This is a genomic window from Agromyces molybdatiresistens, assembly GCF_052748445.2.
Genome location: NZ_CM188258.1, coordinates 148,960 through 167,250, shown reverse-complemented (window position 1 = coordinate 167,250; position 18,291 = coordinate 148,960). Strand labels below are relative to the sequence as shown.

Genomic DNA, 18,291 nt, shown 5'->3' with positions numbered 1-18,291 from the left:
ACCCGGCACGGTCGGCGCCCGCCGACCGGCACACGGAGAGGATCGCGCATGGGCGATGGGACCACCATCGAGATCACCGGACTCACGAAGCGCTTCGGCGCCGTCACCGCGGTCCACGACCTGACCTTCACGGTCGAACCGGGCCGCGTGACCGGCTTCCTCGGTCCGAACGGCGCCGGCAAGACGACCACGCTGCGCACGCTCCTCGGGCTCGAACGTCCCACGGCGGGGACCGCCACATTCGGCGGCACCGCGTACCGCGACCTGAAGCGGCCCCTCGAGACGGTGGGCGCCGCGCTCGACGCGGCCTTCCACCCGGGACGGAGGGCGCGCAATCACCTCCGCGTGACGGCGACCGCCGCCGGCATCCGCTCGTCCCGCGTCGACGAGGTGCTCGAACAGGTCGGCATGGCCGACTTCGCGTCCCGCCGCGTCGGCGGCTTCTCGCTCGGCATGCGGCAGCGACTCGCCCTCGCGACCACGCTCCTCGGCGATCCGCGCGTGCTGGTGCTCGACGAGCCGATCAACGGCCTCGACCCGGAGGGCATCAAGTGGATCCGCGGGTTCCTGCAGGCGCTCGCTCGTGACGGCCGAACCGTCCTCGTGAGCTCCCACCTCCTGAGCGAGGTGCAGCAGTCCGTCGACGAGGTCGTCATCATCTCGCGCGGTCGCCTCGTGCGCAGCGGAACGCTCTCGAGTCTCGAGCTCGACGCGTCGCCGCGCACCGTGGTCGATTCGCCCGACCGGGCGCGGCTCGCCGCGGCGCTCGACCAGGCGGGGCTCGAGTACAGCGACGGGCGCAGCGGCCTCATCGTCGTCGAGCCCGACCCCGCGGTCGTGGGGCACGCGGCGTTCGTCGGCGGCGTCGAGCTGAGTTCGCTGCACCGGTTGAAGTCGGGGCTCGAGGAGTCGTTCCTCGCCCTCGTCGGCGACGGCGGCGACATCGGTCACGGCGTCGACGACGGCCGAACCGGCCGAGACGCCGAAGGCGGGGTGGAGGCGTGATGTCGCTCGTGCGTTCCATCGGCGCGGAGTTCCAGAAGGTCCTCACGACGCGCATGTGGTGGCTGCTCGCGATCGTGCTGGTCGGGTACGTCGCACTGATGTCCGGCGGCTTCGGCGCCTTCCTCGGTTGGGCCGCCGAGAATCCGGATGCCGCGGCGTCGGCCGGCAACACCACGGCCCTGCCGCCCGGACTCGACCTCGCGCCGTTGCTCTACAGCTTCGCGTCGTCGATCGGGTACGTCTTCCCCGTCCTCCTCGGCGCCCTGGCGGTGACGACGGAGTTCCGCCACCGCACGCTGACGACGACGTTCCTCGCCGAGCCGCACCGCACGACCGTGCTCTCGGGCAAGTTCGTCTCGCAGCTCATCGTGGGCGCCGTGTTCGGCGTCATCGGATTCGCGACGTCGGTCGGCGCGGGCGCCGCTGCCCTCGCGGCGTTCGGCCTCGACACCGGCCTCGACTCGAGCGACACGTGGGCGCTCGTCGGCCGCGGCATCCTCGCCATGGCCCTGTGGGGCGCGATCGGCGTCGGGCTCGGCGCGCTCGTACCGAACCAGGTCGCCGCGATCGTCATCGTCATCGCGTTCACGCAGTTCTTCGAGCCGGTGCTGCGGCTCGTGGCCTCGCTGAACGACGTGACGGCGAGCATCGGCCGGTTCCTGCCCGGTGCGGCGAGCGACGCGCTCGTGGGCGCCTCGTTCTACAGTGTGGCATCCCTCGGCTCGACCGACACGCTCGAATGGTGGCAGGGCGGGCTGGTGCTCCTCGGCATCGCGGTCGTCACCACGGTCGTCGGCGGGGCGACGACCTGGCGGCGCGACGTATCCTGAGCCGCCCTCGCGGGCGTAGCATCCGACCATGAGCGTCCTCGCGATCGTCGGCACCGTCGTGGTGGTGCTCGCCGCGCTGCTGCACGTCGCCATCTTCGTGCTCGAGAGCGTCCGCTGGATGCAGCCGTCGACCTGGCGGGTGTTCGGGGTGCGCGACCGCGAGCAGGCCGAGACGCTGCGGCCGATGGCGTACAACCAGGGGTTCTACAACCTGTTCCTCGCGATCGGGGCGCTCGCGGGCATCTGGCTCTATTGGACGGACCTGCCTCGCGCCGGCCTCGCACTCACGCTGTTCACCACCGCGTGCATGGCGGCGGCCGCGGTCGTGCTGACGACGACCGGCCCCGGATACCTGCGGGCCGCGCTCGTGCAGGGGACGCTGCCGCTCATCGGGTTCGTACTGCTGCTGTTCGCCTGACGGACGACCTCAGTCGCCGCTCGTCTCCTCCTGCGCGAACGTCTCTGCATCGGGTCTCGTCGCGAGGGCGGCATCGTCGGCATCGTGCGCGTCGTCGTCATCGGGTGCGCCGACCTTGAGCTTGTCGATCAACTCGGTCGCCCGGCTGGTGCTCAGCACGAGACGTGCGAACTCGCCGGCCGACAGCTCGAGCACGACGGCCTGCCGCTTGCGCTTGACGAGCACGAAGTCGCTCCCGCCGTGGGTCTTCCAGACGCCGACGGCGAGGACGAGCGGCACCTCGGTGCCCCGCCGGCGGATGCCGCGGATCCAGATCCACGGGTCGTCGGTGATGATGGCCGAGCGGATGTCGTCGCGCTGGACGATGACGTCGGCGTTGCGGAGCGCGAGCGACTTCTCGGCCGGCGTGAGGTGGACCTCGAGCCGGTCGTTGTGCACGCGGAGGTTGGCCATATGAACCATCCTGCCCGAGGCCGCCGTCGACGGCGTCGTCGACGCTCCACAAACGCGGCATCCGTTCCGTGCACGATCCCGACCATCGACGGTCGCCCCGCTGATCCCGCCAGCCCCCGTCTCCACCCGCCAGCCCTCGTCTACAGGAAATCCGACGATGTGCAGGACGGCTCCGGCGGGACCGTCCTGCGGACCGCGGGATCTCCTGTGAACGGTGGGCGGGCGGGGAGGGCGGAGGGTCAGGCCTGCGGCGGGCGGGCGGATGCCGCGGCGCGGGCGGCTGCGGGGAGGGCGTCGACGATGCGCGAGACCGCCGCGTCGTCGTGCGCGGCCGTGACGAACCACGCCTCGAAGACGCTCGGCGGCAGCGAGACGCCCGCGTCGAGCATCGCGTGGAAGAACGGCGGGTAGCGCCACGACTCCTGCGACAGCACGGTCGCGTAGTCGCGCGCGCCCGCGGCGACCGCGTCGCCGAACATGAAGCTGAACAGGTTGCCGGCCGTCTGCACGACGTGCGCGACGCCCTCGGCGGCGAGCGCCGCCGAGACCTCGCGCTGCAGCAGCGCGCTCACCTCGTCGAGCTTCGCGTACACCGCGTCGTCGGCGAGCCGCAGCGTCGTGACGCCCGCGGTCACCGCGACCGGGTTCCCCGAGAGGGTGCCCGCCTGGTAGACCGGGCCGAGCGGCGCGAGCCGCTCCATGATCTCGGCGCGACCGCCGAGCGCGGCGACCGGCATGCCGCCGCCCACGACCTTGCCGAACGTGAGGAGGTCGGGCGTGGACGCGGCATCCGTCTCGGCCTCGAGGCCCCACCAGCCGGCCTTCGAGACCCGGAAGCCCGTGAGCACCTCGTCGCTGATGACGAGCGCGCCGTGCGCGTGCGCGAGCTCGACGAGCGCGCGGTTGAAGCCGGGCAGCGGCGGCACGACGCCCATGTTCGCAGCAGCGGCCTCGGTGATCACGGCCGCGATGCGGTCGCCGTGCTCGGCGAAGACCGCGCGGAGCGCGTCGAGGTCGTTGTAGGGCACGACGAGGGTGAGCGCGGCGACGTCGGCGGGCACGCCCGCGGAGCCGGGCAGCGCGAACGTCGCGAGCCCCGAGCCCGCCTCGGCGAGCAGGCCGTCGGAGTGCCCGTGGTAGTGGCCGGCGAACTTCACGAGCAGGTCGCGCCCGGTGAAGCCGCGAGCGAGGCGGATGGCGCTCATCGTCGCCTCGGTGCCGGTGGACACGAGGCGCAGCTTCTCGACCGGCGCGACGCGCTGCTCGATGAGCTCGGCGAGCTCGGTCTCGACGGGGGTCGAGGCGCCGAACGAGAGGCCGCGGGCCGCGGCCTCCTGCACCGCGGCGATCACCTCGGGGTGCGCGTGGCCCAGGATCGCCGGACCCCAGCCCGCGACGAGGTCGACGTACTCGCGCCCCTCGGCGTCGGTCACGTAGGGTCCCCGCGCCGAAACGAGGAAGCGCGGCGTGCCGCCGACCGAGCGGAACGCGCGCACGGGTGAGTTCACGCCGCCGGGGATCGCGGCCTGAGCGCGGGCGAACAGGTCGGCGTTCGTGGCCGTGGGTGCGGTCGTCATTCGGTCCCCTCCCGGATCCAGCCGGCGAGCTCGGTCGCCCAGTAGGTCAGCACGGCGTCGGCGCCGGCGCGGCGGATGCCGCGGACCGACTCGATCACCGCGCGGCGGCGGTCGATCCACCCGTGCATGGCGGCGGCCTCGATCATCGCGTACTCGCCCGAGACCTGGTACGCCCAGACGGGCACGTCGCTCGCGGCGGCGACATCCGACAGGACGTCGAGGTAGGAGCCGGCGGGCTTGACCATCACGATGTCGGCGCCCTCGTCGATGTCGATCATCGCCTCGCGCAGGCCCTCGCGCCGGTTGCCGGGGTCGAGCTGGTAGGTGCGGCGGTCGCCCTCGAGCGTCGACTCGACCGCGTCCCGGAACGGGCCGTAGAACGCCGAGGCGTACTTCGCCGAGTAGGCGAGGATCGCGGTGTGCGTGAAGCCCGCGCCGTCGAGCGCCTCGCGCACGGCGGCGACCTGGCCGTCCATCATTCCCGAGAGGCCGAGCAGCTGCGATCCGGACGCCGCCTGCACGAGCGCCATCTCGCGGTAGACCTCGAGCGTCGCGTCGTTGTCGACCCGTCCGAACACGTCGAGCACGCCGCAGTGGCCGTGGTCGGTGAACTCGTCGAGGCACAGGTCGGTCTGCACGACGAGCGCGTCGCCCACCTCGTCGGCGACGACCCGCGTCGCGCGGTTGAGGATGCCGTCCGGGTCGACACCGCACGAACCGGTCGCGTCGCGGGTCTCGGGCACGCCGAACAGCATCACGCCGCCGACGCCCGCGGCCGCGGCATCCGTCACCGCCTGCCTCACGGAATCGAGCGAGTGCTGCACGACGCCCGGCATCGACGCGATCGGCATCGGCTCGGTCACGCCCTCGCGGACGAAGATCGGCAGCACGAGCTCGGCGGGGTCGAGGCGGGTCTCGGACACGAGGCGGCGCAGGGCCGGCGTCTCACGCAGGCGCCGGGGCCGCACGCGGGGGGCGGGTGCGGAAGTCACCCGCCAAGCCTACGCGCGCGCGGCTGTGCGGTCGGTGGGCGCGGGCGCGTGCGAGCGAGCTCGGATCGAGTGCGATCTCTGCGGTGGAGTCCCGGATGCAACCGCACTCGACCGCAGAGAGCGCACTCGAACGGGCAGGGCGGGCGGGTGCCGCGGGGCGCGTCAGGCGCTCGCGAGCGCCGAGCTCACGACCGCGTCGATGAGCGACTCGGCCGACCGCTCCGCGGCGATCACGTCGACGCGGAGGCCGAAGGCCGCGGCGTCCTTCTGCGTCTGCGGGCCGATCGCGGCGACGAGCGTCTTCTCGGGGACCGGGCCGAGCTGCGCCTGCACCTGCTCGGCGACGCTGCCCGAGGTCACGAGGATCGCGTCGACCTTGCCCGCGCGCACGTCGTCGACGACCTTCTGCGCGACCGGCACCCCGACCGTGCGGTAGGCGACGACCGCTTCCACGTGATGGCCGATGCGCTCGAGGCCGACCGAGAGCACCTGCTTCGCGATCGCCGAGCGGAGCGCGAGGACGCGCAGCGGGACGACGCCCTCGGTCGCCGCCTCCCACTCCTCGAGGAGTCCGCGAGCGGAGTTCTCCTCGCTGGGGACGATGTCGGCGCGGTAGCCGGCGGCGACGAGGGCGGCCGCGGTGGTCTCCCCCACCGCGGCGACCTTCGTCGACTCCGGGATGACCGCGCCGTACGAGGACAGCACGTCGACCGTGGTCGCGCTCGTGACGGTCACCCAGTCGAACCCGCCGGCGGCGAGCTTCGCGAGCGCCGCCTCGAGTGCCGGCTGGTCGTCGGTCGGCGCGAAGTTGATCATCGGCGCGATGACCGGGGAGGCGCCGCGCGCCCGCAGGGAAGCGGCGACCGAGTCGCCCCAGGGTCCGCCGCGGGGTACGAGCACGCGCCATCCTGCCAGCGGCTTGGAGCCGTCGGCTCCGGGCAGGTTGATCGCGCCGGTCATCGGTTCGAATTCGGTCACGGCGACTCCAGGGCAGGGGCGAGATCGGCGGCGCCGTTGCCGAGGAGGTCCGCGACGACGCGGGATGCGACATCGCGTGCCGCGTCCGCCAGGTCGGCGGCCGAGCGGCTGTCGGGGGTGGCGGCGTGCGAACTGGTCAACTGCCGCGTCCCGTCGGCACTGTACACCGTCGCCGTGAGGAACAGAAGTTCGTCCTCCACGAATGCGGTGGCCCCGACGGGGGCGGCGCAGCCCGCCTCGAGGCCGGCGAGCACGAGGCGCTCGGCGAGCACCGTCGCCCGGGTCGTGCCGTGGTCGACAGCCTCGAGCCCGCGCTCGAGCGCTCGCGATCCGCGCTCGTTCCTGACCTCGAGCGCGAGGGCGCCCTGACCCGGCGCGGTCGGCCAGTCGCTCAGCGGGAAGCGCTCGGTCGCGGCATCCGCTCGCCCGAGTCGCCCGAGCCCCGCGGACGCGAGCAGGACCGCATCGAGTTCGCCCTGCTCGACGAATCCGAGCCGCGTGTCGATGTTGCCGCGCACGTCGACCGCGACCACGTCGGGCCGCGTCGCGGCGAGCTGCGCGATGCGGCGCGGCGAACCGGTGCCGATGCGGGCGCCCTCGGGCAGGTCGGCGAGCGCGAGACCGTCGCGCGCGCACAGCGCGTCGCGCGCGTCGGCGCGCTTGGGCACGGCGCCGAGCCGGAGCTGCGGGTGCTCGGCGGTGGGCAGGTCCTTCAGCGAATGCACGACCACGTCGCACTCGCCGGCGATGAGGGCCTCGCGCAGGGCGGCCGCGAAGACGCCCGTGCCGCCGATCGTCTGCAGCGATGCGCGCGACGTGTCGCCCTGCGTGGTGACGGTGACGATCTCGATGTCCGCGTCGGCGGCCTTCCCGAGGCGCTCGGCGATCTGCGTCGTCTGCGCGAGCGCGAGGGCGCTGCCCCGCGTCCCGACGCGGATCACGTCGCGCTGCGCCGCCGCGGCGGTCACGGTGCGATCCCCGCGAGGGCCGGCTTGAAGCCGAGGCGCACGTTCTCGCAGCAGCCGGGGCGGCACACGTCGTACCAGGGACCGAGGTCGGTGGCGTGCGGGCGCTCGGCGGCGGGCGTACCGTCGACGCGCTCGAGCACGAGGTCGACGAGGCCGCTGACGTAGGCCGGGTGCACGCCCGGCGTCGGCACGCGGACCGCGGCGAGGCCGTGCTCCTCGGCGGTCTCCATGGCCTCCTCGTCGAGGTCCCACATGACCTCCATGTGGTCGCTCACGAAGCCGAGCGGCACGATCACGACCGCCTTGCGGCCTGCTGCGGGCAGCTCGGCGATCGCGTCGTTGACATCCGGCTCGAGCCACGGCTGCGTCGGGGGGCCCGAGCGCGACTGGTAGACGAGCTGCCACGGCACGTCGCCCGCGCCGGCCTCGCGCATGACGACCTCGGCCACGGCGGTGTGCTGGGCCGCGTACGCGCCGCCCTCGCCGAAGCCGCGCTCCGCCGGGCCCGACTTCGCGGCATCCGTCGTCGGGATCGAGTGCGTCGCGAACAGCACCTCGACCTCGGTCGTGCGGTTCAGGCCCGCGTGCTCGGCCTCGAGCTTCGCGATGGCGTCGCGCACGCCCTCGACGAAGGGCGCGACGAAACCGGGGTGGTCGAAGAACTGGCGCACCTTGTCGATCTGCACGACACCGCCCAGGCCGGTGTCCTCCAGCGCGTCGGCGAAGTCCTCGCGGTACTGGCGGCAGCTCGAATACGACGAGTAGGCGCTCGTCGCGATCGCGATGAGCTTCGTCCATCCGTGCTCGTGCGCCTCTCGGACGGCGTCGTTCAGGTACGGATCCCAGTTGCGGTTGCCCCAGACGACCGGCAGGTCGATGCCGCGCCGCGCCAGCTCGGCCTCGAGCGCGGCCTTCAGCTCGCGGTTGTGCTCGTTGATCGGGCTCACGCCGCCGAAGTGGCGGTAGTGGTGCGCGACCTCCTCGAGGCGCTCGTCGGGGATGCCGCGGCCACGCGTGACGTTCCGCAGGAACGGGATCACGTCGTCCTGGCCCTCGGGCCCGCCGAAGCCGGCCAGCAGGATCGCGTCGTACGCGACCGGCGCCTCGACGTGCGCGGGGCCCGGCTGCGCGGGCTCGGTCGCGCCCGCCACGACCGCGCCCGGGGCGAAGGGGGCGGATGTCGCGGCCGCGGGCTTCACGCCCCGGAGCGGGTCGCCGGACTCGGCGGCCTTAACGCGCTCGGGCGAATCGGCGCCCGCACCGCCGAGGTTCGACGCGGGCATTACTGCAGCACCTCGACGAGTTCGGCGGTGGTGATGCGACGGCCCGTGTAGAACGGCAGCTCGTCGCGGACGTGGCGGCGCGCGTCGGTCGCGCGCAGGTCGCGCATCATGTCGACGAGGTCGGTGAGCTCATCGGCCTCCATCGGGAGCAGCCACTCGTAGTCGCCGAGCGAGAATGCCGAGACCGTGTTCGCCACGACCCCGCGGAACGCGGCCCCCTTGCGCCCGTGCTCGGCCAGCATCCGGCCGCGCTCCTCGGGCGGCAGCAGGTACCACTCGTAGCTGCGGACGAACGGGTAGATCGTGAGCCAGGCCTTCGGCTCGATGCCGCGGAGGAAGCCGGGCACGTGCGACTTGTTGAACTCGGCGTCGCGGTGCACGCCCATCGCGTTCCACGTGGGCAGCAGCGCGCGCAGCAGCCGCGCACGGCGCAGCTCGCGGAGCGCCCACTGCAGGCCCTCGGCGGTCGGGCCGTGCAGCCAGAGCATCACGTCGGCGTCGGCGCGGAGCCCCGACACGTCGTAGATGCCCCGGACGGTCACGCCCTCGTCGTCGACGACGTTGATGACGCCGTCGAGCTCGTCGACGAAGCGCGGCACGTCGCGACCGTCGAGGTCGTCGGGTCGCGCCGGATCCTTTCGGAACACGGCGAAGAGCGTGTAGCCCTCGGGCGAGGGGGTCGGGTCGGACTCGGGTGCGCTCGCGGCTGCCCCTTCGGCAGCGGGGGAAGACATGCCACTATCCTCCCCCCGCAACCTGAAAGGTCAAAAAGGGCGACGGATGCCGCGGTCAGGGACGGAGGCGCGTGAAGCGGAAGGCGGCGAAGCCCTCGATCGGGAGGATCTCGGTCGAAGCGAAGCCGGCATCCCGCGCATAGGCGTCCAGCGTCGCGGGTCGCATGACGGTTCCGGTGCCGACCGACCCCGGCGTCGAGAGGCTGTCGGGCAGGCACACGAGCAGGCTGTAGCCGTACATGATCCGCTCGACCTCGTCGCCGTCGGGCGCGAACGTCTCGGCGACGGCCTCGTCCATGATCACGACGGCGCCGTCGTCGCGCACGACGCGGCGGAGCGCCGTCAGCACCTCGACGGGGTTCGGCATGTCGTGGAGCGCCTCGAAGACGAACGCCGCGTCGTACGCGTCCTCCTCGGCGAGCGCCTCGCCGCCGCCGAGGTGGAAGGTCACCCGGTCGGCGAGCTCGGCGTCGTCGGCGTGGGCGCGCGCCGACGCGATCGACGGCTCGTCGATGTCGACGCCGTCCACGACGGCCTCGGGATACGCCCGCGCGAGCGCGAGCGACGACCACCCGTGCCCGCAGCCCACGTCGAGGATCCGCGCGCCGGGTCGACCGAGCACCGCGTCCAGCTCGGGGACCGACGCCAGCGCCCCGGCCAGCTGCCGGTCGAACCAGGGGCGGTTGATGTCGCCCTGCGCGTCGCGCATGTCCGCGCCGAACGAGGCCCACGGCACGCCGCCGCCCGTGCGCGCGGCATCGAGCAGGCCGGGCAGCTGCGCCGCTGCGCTCGCGACGATGCGCGCGATCGGCGCGAGGTACGCGAGCGACTCCTCGTCGGTGAGCACCTCGGCGTGCGCGGGCGGCAGCGAGTAGCGACGATCGGATGGCGCGGCGTCGGCGTCGTCGACGGCGAGGATCCCGCTGACCGCCTGGTGCTCGAGCCACTCGCGCGTGTACCGTTCGCCGGTGCCGGCGGCCTCGGCGAGCTCGGACGAGGTGAGCGATCCGCGCTCGGCGAGGATGCGGTACCAGTCGAGCCGGTCGCCGAGGTGGACGGAGAGCGTCTCGAAGGCCCCGAGCGCCGACGTGAAGATGCGATCGGCGAACGCATCGACGGGGTCGGCGCCGGTCGCGAGGTCGCCGGTATCGGGTGCTGGGGTGGGTTCGGTGGCGGACACGTCGCCTCCTTGCGGGGAGGGCCGCTCAGTCGGTGAGCAGCCGGGTGGAGTGCTCGAGATGGGCGCGCATGGCCTCGGGCCCGCGCTCGGGGAGCTCGACGAGCAGGCGCCGATGCTCCTCGACGAGGTCGGCGACGCCGTAGTGCCGCCGGACGTGGGCGACGAACAGCAGCAGTTCGCTGCCGATCGCCGCGTGGGCCTCGATGATGCGCGGGCTGTCGGAGGCCGCGACCAGCGCCGCGTGGTAGTCGGCGTGATACCGCTCGATGCGTCGCCACGCGGCATCCGACGCCCCGCCGGGGCCGCCGTCGGCGGCGGCCTCCATGGCGTCGCAGGCTGCGGCGGCCGGAGCGATCACCTCGGCGGGCAGCGTGCCGCCGAAGCGGGCGAACGCGATGCGCAGCGCCTCGACCTCGAGCGCCGCGCGCAACTGCTGCAGCGCGATGATCTCGCGGTCGTCGAAGCTCGTCACGCGGACGCCACGATACGGCTCGGCCACCGCGAGCCGCTCGGCGACGAGGCGCTGGAACGCCGCGCGCACGGTGTGCCGGGACACGCCGTGCCGGGCGGCGGCCGGCTCCTCGCGGAGGGGGGTGCCGGGCGCGAGCGCGCCGCTCAGGATCTCGTCGCGGATCACCGCGGTGACACGCTCGACGGCCGTCGACGCGGTGTCTGCGTCGACGCGGCCCGGTTGCTCAGTCGTCGAGGTTGGCACGCACCACGAGCCAGACCCCGACGCCGACGGCGACCACGACTCCGACGGCCACGGCGAGCGCCGCACCGGGTTGTTCGTCGGCGAAGCGCTGGAGGCGGCGCTTCGCCCGCGCCGTCGCGCGCGCCGCGCGCTTGGGCACGTTGAGCTTCTCCTCCAGCGCGCCGAGCGTGCCGGCGAGCTGGTCGCGCGCGGCGCGCGCGTTGTCGTGCGCCTGCAGGCGCGTGAGGTTGCGCTGCTGCTTCTTGTCGAGCCGGACGACGTCAGTGCTGGTCATAGTCGCCCCTTCCGGTGATCGCGTCGATGTCCTTGCGGACGCTCTCGATGGTCTCCAGCGGCTCGCTGCCGCGGCGGAAGTTCACGAGCGCGACGCCGACGAGGATCGCGATGACGAGCAGCAGGATGCCGGAGACGGTCAGTGCGGCCGCCCAGCCGGGCATCACGAGCGAGAGCGCGAGGATGCCGGTCGCGATGAGCGTGCCGAGCAGGAAGATGCCGACGAACGCCGCGGCGACCACGAGGCCCGCGCCGATGCCGAAATGCTTCGCCTTGTAGCTCAGCTCGGCCTTGATCTGGTCGATCTCGGCCTTGACGAGCGACTGGATCTGGTCGGGCAGCTCACCGACCAGGGTGAACAGCGACCGTTCGTCGTTCAGTGGTGCGGCCATCGGAAGTCACCTCCGCGGGGTCGGTCAGGACGAGGACGAGGACGAGCCCGACGACTTCGATGCCGAGGAGCCCGACTTCGATGCCGAGGAGCCGGACTTCGTCGCGCTCGATCGGGACGAGGAGCCCGACGAGCCGGATGAACTCGAGCCGCTCGACTTCGCCGCGGTCGACTTGGACGCCGCCGAGCTCGACTTCGATGAACCGGACGACGAGCCGGTCGACTTGGAGCCGGTCGACGTGGAGCCCTCACCGCCGCTCATCTGCCGCACGAGCTTCTTCGCGTTGTCGAGCACGACATCGCCCACGTCGCCGACGCGAGCCATGGCGAAGCCCTTCACCGTTTCCACGCCGTCCTGGACGGCCGGCTTGTTCCAGACGTCTTCGGCGGCCTTCCGGATCTGTTCGTAGCGTTCCCGCCCCGCTCTCGTGCCGAGCACGTAGCCCACGCCGAGACCGACGACGAAGAGGATCTTGCCCTTCATGTGCACCCCATCCCCCGCTGCGGTTCTTCTGACAGCGTCACTCCAGCGTAGACCCCGGGGGAAGCGGCGCAAGGGGGTTGCCGGGCGATCCGGCGGATCGTATGCCGATCCGGCTATGCATCCTCGGCGATCCGGAGCGACCGGCGCCGGATGCGCTCGGCGGCCTCGATGGCGTGCGGCACGACCGACGCGAGGCCGGTTCCGGCGACCCATGACCCGGCGAGCGCCAGCTCCTGCTCGTGCTCGAGCGCCGTCTCGAGGGCGCGGACACGGTCGCGCTGGCCGACGGCGGCCTGCGACAGGGCGTCGCGCCAGGCGGACCGGCCGTGCGCGCGCAGTCGCGAGGCGTCGAGGTCGACCCCGAGCAGGAGGGATGCATCGCGCAGCGCGAGTTCGGCGACCGCCTCGTCGTCGAGCCCGTCGAGGGGGCTCGCCGCGCCCGCCCGGCCGTAGGAGAGCCGGACCACGTGGCGCCCGGCGGCGGCATCCGCGAGCCACCGCCACTTGGCGCTCGAGTGCGTGAGCGCCTTGGCCGTGACACCGGGCGCACCGGCGGCGACGAGCACGCCCGTGCCGCGCGGTGCGGCGTCGAGCTCGGGTGCGTCGAGCACCAGCGTCACGAGTTCGACGGATGCCGCGGCCGGCCAGTCCTCGGCGAGGGCTCCCTCGGGGGCGATGCCCGAGAGCAGGGCGCGTGAGACGTGCGCGGGCGTGGCGACGATCGCGAAGCGCGCGTCGACGACGACGGATGCCGCGGGCTCGGCCGCCGAGGCGTCGCCGGGGCCGCCGTCGGCCGGCTCGACGACCGCCTCGCCGAGCACCCGCCAGCCGGATGCCGTGCCGGGGGCCTCCCGGGCGGGAGCCTCGACGTCGGCCGGCCGGCGCTCGAGCCCGGTCGCGCGCACACCGGTCCGCACCTCCGCGCCGAAGCGCGCCAGCTCCGCGGTGAGGGCGTCGACGAGCGTGTGCATGCCGCCCCGCAGCCCGAGCACCGCGGCGCCGGCGCGCCGCGCCTCGACGAGCTGGGCGACGCCGCCGGAGAGCGAGCCCGCGCGGGTCATCGCCTCGTTGAGCCCCGGGGCGACCACGTCGACGTCGAGGTCGTCCGGGTCGGTCGAGTACACGCCCGCCGAGATCGGCGTCACGAGCCGGTCGAGGACCGCGTCGCCCATGCGCTGGCGCACGAGCGGCCCGAGACGCTCGGCGCGGCCGATCTTGAGGATCGGGGTGATGCGGTCGCGCCACGCGCGCCACGCGCCGCGCCAGCCGATGATCGCCCGCACGTCGTCGCCGAGCGGGTTCGCCGGGATGCCGAGCACCCCGGTGCGGGGCAGGCGGGCGGCCCGCGCACTGCCGCGCTCGCCCCACACGAGCCAGGCGCCGGCGGGGTTCGGTGACTCGACGGCGTCGGCGAGGCCCAGGCGCTCGACGAGCTTCGAGACGGAGTCGTTGCGGGTCGCGAACGACTCCGCCCCCGAGTCGAGCGCGAGGCCGTCGACCTCGATGCGGCCCACGCAGCCGCCGGGACGGTCGGACTGCTCGAGCACGACCACGTCGAGGCCGAGGCGCGCGCACTCCAGTGCGGCGACGAGACCGGCGACGCCGCCGCCGACCACGACCACGTCGGTCGAGCGGTGGTCGGGCCCCGGGATGCGTGCGTCCTCGCCCGGCCCGACGCGGTCGGTCATCGTCCGGCCTCGTGCACGAGCTCGACGACGCGCGTGAGCACGGCCGGGTCGGTCTCGGGCGGCACGCCGTGCCCGAGGTTGAACACGTGCGACGGCGCCGACCGCCCACGCTCGACCACGTCGCGCACCGCGCGCTCGAGCACGGGCCACGGCGCGGAGAGGAGCGCGGGATCGAGGTTGCCCTGCAGCGGCACGCCCTCGCCGACGCGCTGCGCGGCGACGTCGAGCGGCACCCGGTAGTCGACGCCGACGACGTCGACCCCGACCGACTTCATGGCGCCGAGCAGCTCGCCCGTGCCGACGCCGAAGTGCACGACCGGGACTGCGTGGGTGCCGGCGGAGCCGGAGGCATCCGTCGTCTCGTAGGCGAGGTCGTGCACGTGCGTCAGCGCGGCGGCCGAGGCGGGGGCGACGTGCGTCTCGTAGTCGGCGAGCGAGAGCGCGCCCGCCCACGAGTCGAAGAGCTGCGCGGCGGAGGCTCCGGCGAGCACCTGCGTGCGCAGGAAGCGACCGGTGAGCTCCGCCGTCCAGTCCATGAGGGCGCGCCACGCGCCGGGGTCGGCGTGCATGAGCGTGCGCGCGGCGAGGTGGTCCTTCGACGGGCCGCCCTCCGCGAGGTACGCGGCGAGCGTGAACGGCGCACCCGCGAAGCCGATGAGGGGGGTGGAGGTCGGCGCACCCGGCGCGGTCAGGGTGGCGAGCTCGGCGATCGTGCGCCGCACGGCCTCGGTGATCGGCGCGGCCGCCTCGTCGAGGCGCGCGGGGTCGATCGCGGTGAGCTCGGCGACGGCCGCGGCATCCGCGTGGGCCCGTCCGAAGACGGGACCGCGGCCCGGCTGGATCTCGACGTCGACGCCGACGAGCTTCAGCGGCACGACGATGTCGCTGAAGAAGATGCCCGCGTCCACGCCGTGGCGGCGGACGGGCTGCAGCGTGATCTCGGCCGCCATCGCCGGGTCGAGGCACGCGTCGAGCATGCGCGTGCCGACGCGCAGTTCGCGGTACTCGGGCAGCGAGCGGCCGGCCTGCCGCATGAACCAGACGGGCAGGGTGTCGCTGCGGAGTCCCCGGTACGCGCGGACGAGTCGCGAGTCGTGCGTGAGGCCGGCGGCGAGCGGATGCTGCGGGGAGAGGTTCACCGTGACATCCTCCCCCATCGGGGCTGGGCGGGCCCTGATCCGGGAGCTCTGCGCCGCCGCCGCACGCTCCGGCGGAGCCGCCGGTACGGCCGCGCGCGCATCCGCCGGAGCTGTCGGCCGTCCGGAGAACCGGGTCTGGTGGTCGCGCTCCCACACCGATAGGGTCGGTCGGGTCGTGCGTCCCCGGCTCGACGACGCGCACCGCACCACGTTCGCGATGCGCGCCTCCGCCCCCGACGGAGAAGACCATCGTGTCCAGCATCGCAACGCGGCACCGCACCGGCCTCATCGTGCTCGTCGCCCTCATCGCCGCCGCCGTCGTCGCCGCGCTCGTCGTCGGCGCGCGACAGGTCGATCGCATCGTTCCGACCCTTCCCGAGGTGCCCGGCACCCCGGTCGCGCTCGCGCTCGCGGCCGTGGCCGCCGTCATCCTCCTCGTGTCCGCCCTCGTCCGCGGCGCGGCGACCGTGCGGGCGCGCGCCAGGCACCGTGCGCTCGAGGCGGTGCACGCCGGCGCCGTGAGCTGCGGCATCCGGAACCGCGACCTCGTCGACCGCCTCGACGAACTGACCCGCCCCGGCGATCGATCGCCCCGGCTGCCCGCGCGGTTCTCGGTGGTCGCCGACGACCAGGGCGTCTCGTTCTGGGGCGGCGGCCGCCGGCCGCGCCGCGTGGCGGCGTTCCCGTGGCGCGAGGTGCGCAACATCCGCGCCGACTCCACCGTCGCGGGGAGCACGAGCGTGCCGGTCGCCGTCGTGCGGATCCGCCGCGACGGCTCGAGCATCGAGCTGCCGATGATGCTGAACGACCCGCGCCCCGGCCGCTATGCGCTCACCGACGCGCCGTTCTTCGCGGTCGTGCGCGCATGGAAGGCCCGGCACCGTGCGGCGCTCGCCGCCGAGGGGCTCGAACTGCCGCCGGTCACGGGCGCGATCCCGATCATCCGGCAGGACCGGTCCGCGGCCTGAGCGCTCGCGTGCGACGGCACGGGCGCCGCACGAGGCGATCGTGACGTGGCCGGTCGGAGCCGCTTTCGACGCCGGGTAGAATCGTTCGGTGCTCATCTGTCTCTCCGCGAGCCACAAGAACGCCGGCTTCGACATGCTCGAACGTCTCTCGGCGTCCTCCGAGCACGCCGGACCGCGGCTGACCGACGGGCACGAGGCGGTCCAGGGCGCCGTCGTCGTCTCGACCTGCAACCGGTTCGAGGCCTACCTCGATCTCGACATCCCGCACGGCGACTCGCCCGTCGATGCCGTGCACGACGCGATCTTCGCGGTCGGCGACGTGGCGGGCCTCTCGACCGACGAACTGCGCAGCACCTTCGACTTCGTGCACGGCAACGCCGTCGCGGGTCACCTCTTCTCGGTCGCCGCGGGCCTCGAGTCCGTGGTCGTCGGCGAGGGTGAGATCGCCGGCCAGGTCCGCCGCTCGCTCGAGCGGGCCCGCTCGGAGGGCACGACGACCCCCGAGCTCGAGCGCCTCTTCCAGCGCGCCTCGCAGACGTCCCGCAAGGTGAAGAACCGCACGGGCATCGGGAACGAGGGCCGCTCGCTCGTACGCCTCGCGCTCGACCTCGCCGAGAGCCGCGTGACCGACTGGTCGGCCGTTCGCGTGCTCCTCGTCGGCACTGGCCGCTACGCGGGCGCGTCGCTCGCGGCGCTCCGCGACCGCGGCGTCGTCGACGTCGCGGTGCACTCGGTCTCGGGTCGCGCGAGCAGGTTCGCCGCGAACCACGGCATCGAGGCCGTGTCGGACGCCGACTACGCGACGGCCGCGGCGAGCGCCGACCTCATCCTCACCTGCACGACGGTCGAGCACCACGTCGTCGACCGCGCGCTGCTCGAGCTCGGCCGCACCGAGCTCGCCGTCGCCGAGGGTCGTCCGCCCGTCGCGCTGCGTCCGGGCGTCGTCCCGATGACGGATGCCGCGACCGGCGCCGATCCCGACGCGCCCCGCCAGCTCGTCATCGACCTCGGCCTGCCGCGCAACGTGGCACCCGACGTCGTCGCCGTGGCCGGGGTCGAGCTGCTCGACCTCGAGACCATCAAGATCCACGCGCCGCTCGAGGAGTTCGGCTCGACGGACGCCGCCCGCGAGATCGTCGACCGCGCCGCGCGCAACTTCGGCCGCGTCGCCGAGGAGCTCGACCTCGCACCCGCCGTCGTCGCCCTCCGCCGCCACGTGTTCGACGTGCTCGACGCCGAGATCGAGCGCGCCCGTTCGCGCGGCGACGACGACGCGCGTACCGAGGCCGCCCTCCGGCACATGGCGGGCGTCCTGCTGCACACGCCCATGGTCCGCTCGCGCGAGTACGCGCGCGCCGGCGACCAGCAGGCCTGGCTCGACGGGCTCGAGGCGATCTTCGGCATCCGGCCCGAGGTCGAGCCTGCGGCCTCCGCTGCCCCGGTCGTCGGCGAGCCCGGCTCGGGCGACCGTCGCGTCGCCGACGCGGGCTGAGCGGCGCTCGTCCGGACACGGGGTCGGTTCGGACCAGGCCGCGGTACGCTGCCCCTCGATGTCCTCCATCCTGCACGCTCGACCCGACGAGGCCGCCGACGCGGGCCCGCCGGCGCTCCGCCTGCCGTACGACGTCGCCGAGGTCGAGCACCGCCGGCTGACGACCGCGCGGATGACGCTCCGCCCCCTCGCGGCCTACGACGCCGACGACGTGTGGGAGTACCAGCGGCTGCCCGACGTGCTGCGCTACATCCCCTGGCCGGAGCGCGAGCGCGACGAGGCCCGCGAGCACACCGAGGCCCGGGCGTCGATGCGGCGCCTGGTCGCCGACGGCGACGCGGTCTTCCTCGCGATGGTGCTCGACGGACGGGTCATCGGCGACCTCATGGTCCGGCTCGCGAGCGCCCAGCACGCGCGCATCGAGATCGGCTGGGTCGTGCACCCCGACTTCCAGGGGCGAGGCCTCGCGACCGAGGGCGCCGACGTGCTGCTCGACCTCGCGTTCGGCCGGCTCGCCGCGCACCGCGTCGTGGCGCACCTCGACGCGCGGAACGCGGCATCCGCCCACCTCTGCGAACGCCTCGGCATGCGGCGCGAGGCGACGCTCCTCGAGGAGGAGTACAACGACGGCGAGTGGCAGGACACCGCGTCGTACGGCATGCTGCGGCGCGAGTGGCGCGCGCTGCGCGCCGGCCGATCCGCCTGACGCGCCGTCGGGCTCCC

At 73.8% G+C, this 18,291-nt stretch carries 20 protein-coding genes; 6 read left to right on the top strand and 14 right to left on the bottom strand.

All coding sequences use genetic code 11. The features are described 5' to 3' along the window. Nucleotides 1–48: 48 nt before the first annotated feature. From ACULK2_RS00780 to ACULK2_RS00770, 3 genes are read left to right on the top strand one after another with little or no spacing between them, the layout of a single operon-like run. Nucleotides 49–1,005: an ATP-binding cassette domain-containing protein gene (locus ACULK2_RS00780; protein ID WP_445967634.1), complete on the top strand. Its 957-nt coding sequence runs from the start codon at nucleotides 49–51 to the stop codon at nucleotides 1,003–1,005. After that, nucleotides 1,005–1,835, top strand: coding sequence for an ABC transporter permease (locus ACULK2_RS00775; protein WP_445967635.1), 831 nt, complete (start codon nucleotides 1,005–1,007; stop codon nucleotides 1,833–1,835). Before ACULK2_RS00780 ends, ACULK2_RS00775 begins: the two co-directional genes overlap by 1 nt. A 28-nt stretch (nucleotides 1,836–1,863) precedes the next feature. Then, the gene (locus ACULK2_RS00770) at nucleotides 1,864–2,253 is read left to right on the top strand and encodes a DUF1304 domain-containing protein (RefSeq protein WP_445967636.1); all 390 of its coding nucleotides are present in this window, start codon (nucleotides 1,864–1,866) and stop codon (nucleotides 2,251–2,253) included. Nucleotides 2,254–2,262: 9 nt separating this feature from the next. Here ACULK2_RS00770 and ACULK2_RS00765 read toward each other — a convergent pair whose 3' ends face one another. The 14 genes from ACULK2_RS00765 to hemE all read right to left on the bottom strand — a co-directional run bounded on the left by ACULK2_RS00765 (nucleotide 2,263) and on the right by hemE (nucleotide 15,126). After that, nucleotides 2,263–2,706, bottom strand: a complete 444-nt coding sequence (locus ACULK2_RS00765) for a hypothetical protein (RefSeq protein WP_445967637.1) — start codon at nucleotides 2,704–2,706, stop codon at nucleotides 2,263–2,265. A 239-nt stretch (nucleotides 2,707–2,945) separates the two neighbouring features. Next, entirely contained in the window at nucleotides 2,946–4,283 is a 1,338-nt protein-coding gene (gene hemL / locus ACULK2_RS00760; RefSeq protein WP_445967638.1) for a glutamate-1-semialdehyde 2,1-aminomutase, read from the bottom strand. Then, nucleotides 4,280–5,275: a porphobilinogen synthase gene (gene hemB / locus ACULK2_RS00755; protein WP_445967639.1), complete on the bottom strand. Its 996-nt coding sequence runs from the start codon at nucleotides 5,273–5,275 to the stop codon at nucleotides 4,280–4,282. The genes hemL and hemB overlap by 4 nt, the downstream gene beginning before the upstream one ends. Before the next feature lie 162 nt (nucleotides 5,276–5,437). Beyond that, nucleotides 5,438–6,235, bottom strand: coding sequence for a uroporphyrinogen-III synthase (locus ACULK2_RS00750; RefSeq protein WP_445968207.1), 798 nt, complete (start codon nucleotides 6,233–6,235; stop codon nucleotides 5,438–5,440). 14 nt (nucleotides 6,236–6,249) lie between these two features. Continuing rightward, nucleotides 6,250–7,221, bottom strand: coding sequence for a hydroxymethylbilane synthase (gene hemC, locus ACULK2_RS00745; RefSeq protein ID WP_445967640.1), 972 nt, complete (start codon nucleotides 7,219–7,221; stop codon nucleotides 6,250–6,252). Next, the gene (locus ACULK2_RS00740; protein WP_445967641.1) at nucleotides 7,218–8,504 is read right to left on the bottom strand and encodes a ferrochelatase; all 1,287 of its coding nucleotides are present in this window, start codon (nucleotides 8,502–8,504) and stop codon (nucleotides 7,218–7,220) included. Before ACULK2_RS00740 ends, hemC begins: the two co-directional genes overlap by 4 nt. Continuing rightward, nucleotides 8,504–9,238: a hydrogen peroxide-dependent heme synthase gene (gene hemQ, locus ACULK2_RS00735; RefSeq protein ID WP_445967642.1), complete on the bottom strand. Its 735-nt coding sequence runs from the start codon at nucleotides 9,236–9,238 to the stop codon at nucleotides 8,504–8,506. The genes ACULK2_RS00740 and hemQ overlap by 1 nt, the downstream gene beginning before the upstream one ends. A 55-nt stretch (nucleotides 9,239–9,293) precedes the next feature. Beyond that, nucleotides 9,294–10,418 (bottom strand): class I SAM-dependent methyltransferase, encoded by a 1,125-nt coding sequence (locus tag ACULK2_RS00730; protein WP_445967643.1) that lies wholly within the window; start codon nucleotides 10,416–10,418, stop codon nucleotides 9,294–9,296. A gap of 25 nt (nucleotides 10,419–10,443) precedes the next feature. Beyond that, nucleotides 10,444–11,133 carry a GntR family transcriptional regulator gene (locus tag ACULK2_RS00725; RefSeq protein ID WP_445967644.1) on the bottom strand — a complete coding sequence of 230 codons (690 nt, stop codon included), beginning with the start codon at nucleotides 11,131–11,133 and terminating at the stop codon, nucleotides 10,444–10,446. Then, nucleotides 11,114–11,407, bottom strand: a complete 294-nt coding sequence (locus ACULK2_RS00720; protein WP_445967645.1) for a DUF3618 domain-containing protein — start codon at nucleotides 11,405–11,407, stop codon at nucleotides 11,114–11,116. The genes ACULK2_RS00725 and ACULK2_RS00720 overlap by 20 nt, the downstream gene beginning before the upstream one ends. Further along, on the bottom strand, nucleotides 11,394–11,798 hold the full coding sequence (locus ACULK2_RS00715) for a phage holin family protein (RefSeq protein ID WP_445967646.1): 405 nt from the start codon (nucleotides 11,796–11,798) through the stop codon (nucleotides 11,394–11,396). Before ACULK2_RS00715 ends, ACULK2_RS00720 begins: the two co-directional genes overlap by 14 nt. Nucleotides 11,799–11,822: 24 nt before the next feature. Beyond that, nucleotides 11,823–12,281, bottom strand: a complete 459-nt coding sequence (locus ACULK2_RS00710) for a YtxH domain-containing protein (RefSeq protein WP_445967647.1) — start codon at nucleotides 12,279–12,281, stop codon at nucleotides 11,823–11,825. 113 nt (nucleotides 12,282–12,394) lie between these two features. Next, nucleotides 12,395–13,969 carry a protoporphyrinogen oxidase gene (hemG, locus tag ACULK2_RS00705; RefSeq protein ID WP_445967648.1) on the bottom strand — a complete coding sequence of 525 codons (1,575 nt, stop codon included), beginning with the start codon at nucleotides 13,967–13,969 and terminating at the stop codon, nucleotides 12,395–12,397. Beyond that, on the bottom strand, nucleotides 13,966–15,126 hold the full coding sequence (gene hemE / locus ACULK2_RS00700) for a uroporphyrinogen decarboxylase (protein WP_445967649.1): 1,161 nt from the start codon (nucleotides 15,124–15,126) through the stop codon (nucleotides 13,966–13,968). Before hemE ends, hemG begins: the two co-directional genes overlap by 4 nt. 233 nt (nucleotides 15,127–15,359) lie before the next feature. Between hemE and ACULK2_RS00695 the strand changes: the two genes are divergently transcribed. The 3 genes from ACULK2_RS00695 to ACULK2_RS00685 all read left to right on the top strand — a co-directional run bounded on the left by ACULK2_RS00695 (nucleotide 15,360) and on the right by ACULK2_RS00685 (nucleotide 18,274). Beyond that, complete coding sequence (locus ACULK2_RS00695; RefSeq protein WP_445967650.1) at nucleotides 15,360–16,076, top strand: hypothetical protein; 717 nt, start codon at nucleotides 15,360–15,362, stop codon at nucleotides 16,074–16,076. Nucleotides 16,077–16,164: 88 nt separating this feature from the next. Continuing rightward, complete coding sequence (locus ACULK2_RS00690) at nucleotides 16,165–17,568, top strand: glutamyl-tRNA reductase (RefSeq protein WP_445967651.1); 1,404 nt, start codon at nucleotides 16,165–16,167, stop codon at nucleotides 17,566–17,568. Nucleotides 17,569–17,626: 58 nt separating this feature from the next. Beyond that, nucleotides 17,627–18,274 carry a GNAT family N-acetyltransferase gene (locus ACULK2_RS00685; protein WP_445967652.1) on the top strand — a complete coding sequence of 216 codons (648 nt, stop codon included), beginning with the start codon at nucleotides 17,627–17,629 and terminating at the stop codon, nucleotides 18,272–18,274. The last annotated feature ends 17 nt before the right edge of the window (nucleotides 18,275–18,291 follow it).

Bases quoted from the DNA above. Each gene is read 5' to 3' on its own strand.
- ACULK2_RS00780 (WP_445967634.1), top strand. From the start codon at position 49: ATGGGCGATGGGACCACCATCGAGATCACCGGACTCACGAAGCGCTTC.
- ACULK2_RS00775 (WP_445967635.1), top strand. From the start codon at position 1,005: ATGTCGCTCGTGCGTTCCATCGGCGCGGAGTTCCAGAAGGTCCTCACG.
- ACULK2_RS00770 (WP_445967636.1), top strand. From the start codon at position 1,864: ATGAGCGTCCTCGCGATCGTCGGCACCGTCGTGGTGGTGCTCGCCGCG.
- ACULK2_RS00765 (WP_445967637.1), bottom strand. From the start codon at position 2,706: ATGGCCAACCTCCGCGTGCACAACGACCGGCTCGAGGTCCACCTCACG.
- hemL (WP_445967638.1), bottom strand. From the start codon at position 4,283: ATGACGACCGCACCCACGGCCACGAACGCCGACCTGTTCGCCCGCGCT.
- ACULK2_RS00750 (WP_445968207.1), bottom strand. From the start codon at position 6,235: ATGACCGGCGCGATCAACCTGCCCGGAGCCGACGGCTCCAAGCCGCTG.
- ACULK2_RS00740 (WP_445967641.1), bottom strand. From the start codon at position 8,504: ATGCCCGCGTCGAACCTCGGCGGTGCGGGCGCCGATTCGCCCGAGCGC.
- hemQ (WP_445967642.1), bottom strand. From the start codon at position 9,238: ATGTCTTCCCCCGCTGCCGAAGGGGCAGCCGCGAGCGCACCCGAGTCC.
- ACULK2_RS00720 (WP_445967645.1), bottom strand. From the start codon at position 11,407: ATGACCAGCACTGACGTCGTCCGGCTCGACAAGAAGCAGCAGCGCAAC.
- ACULK2_RS00715 (WP_445967646.1), bottom strand. From the start codon at position 11,798: ATGGCCGCACCACTGAACGACGAACGGTCGCTGTTCACCCTGGTCGGT.
- ACULK2_RS00710 (WP_445967647.1), bottom strand. From the start codon at position 12,281: ATGAAGGGCAAGATCCTCTTCGTCGTCGGTCTCGGCGTGGGCTACGTG.
- hemG (WP_445967648.1), bottom strand. From the start codon at position 13,969: ATGACCGACCGCGTCGGGCCGGGCGAGGACGCACGCATCCCGGGGCCC.
- hemE (WP_445967649.1), bottom strand. From the start codon at position 15,126: ATGGGGGAGGATGTCACGGTGAACCTCTCCCCGCAGCATCCGCTCGCC.
- ACULK2_RS00685 (WP_445967652.1), top strand. From the start codon at position 17,627: ATGTCCTCCATCCTGCACGCTCGACCCGACGAGGCCGCCGACGCGGGC.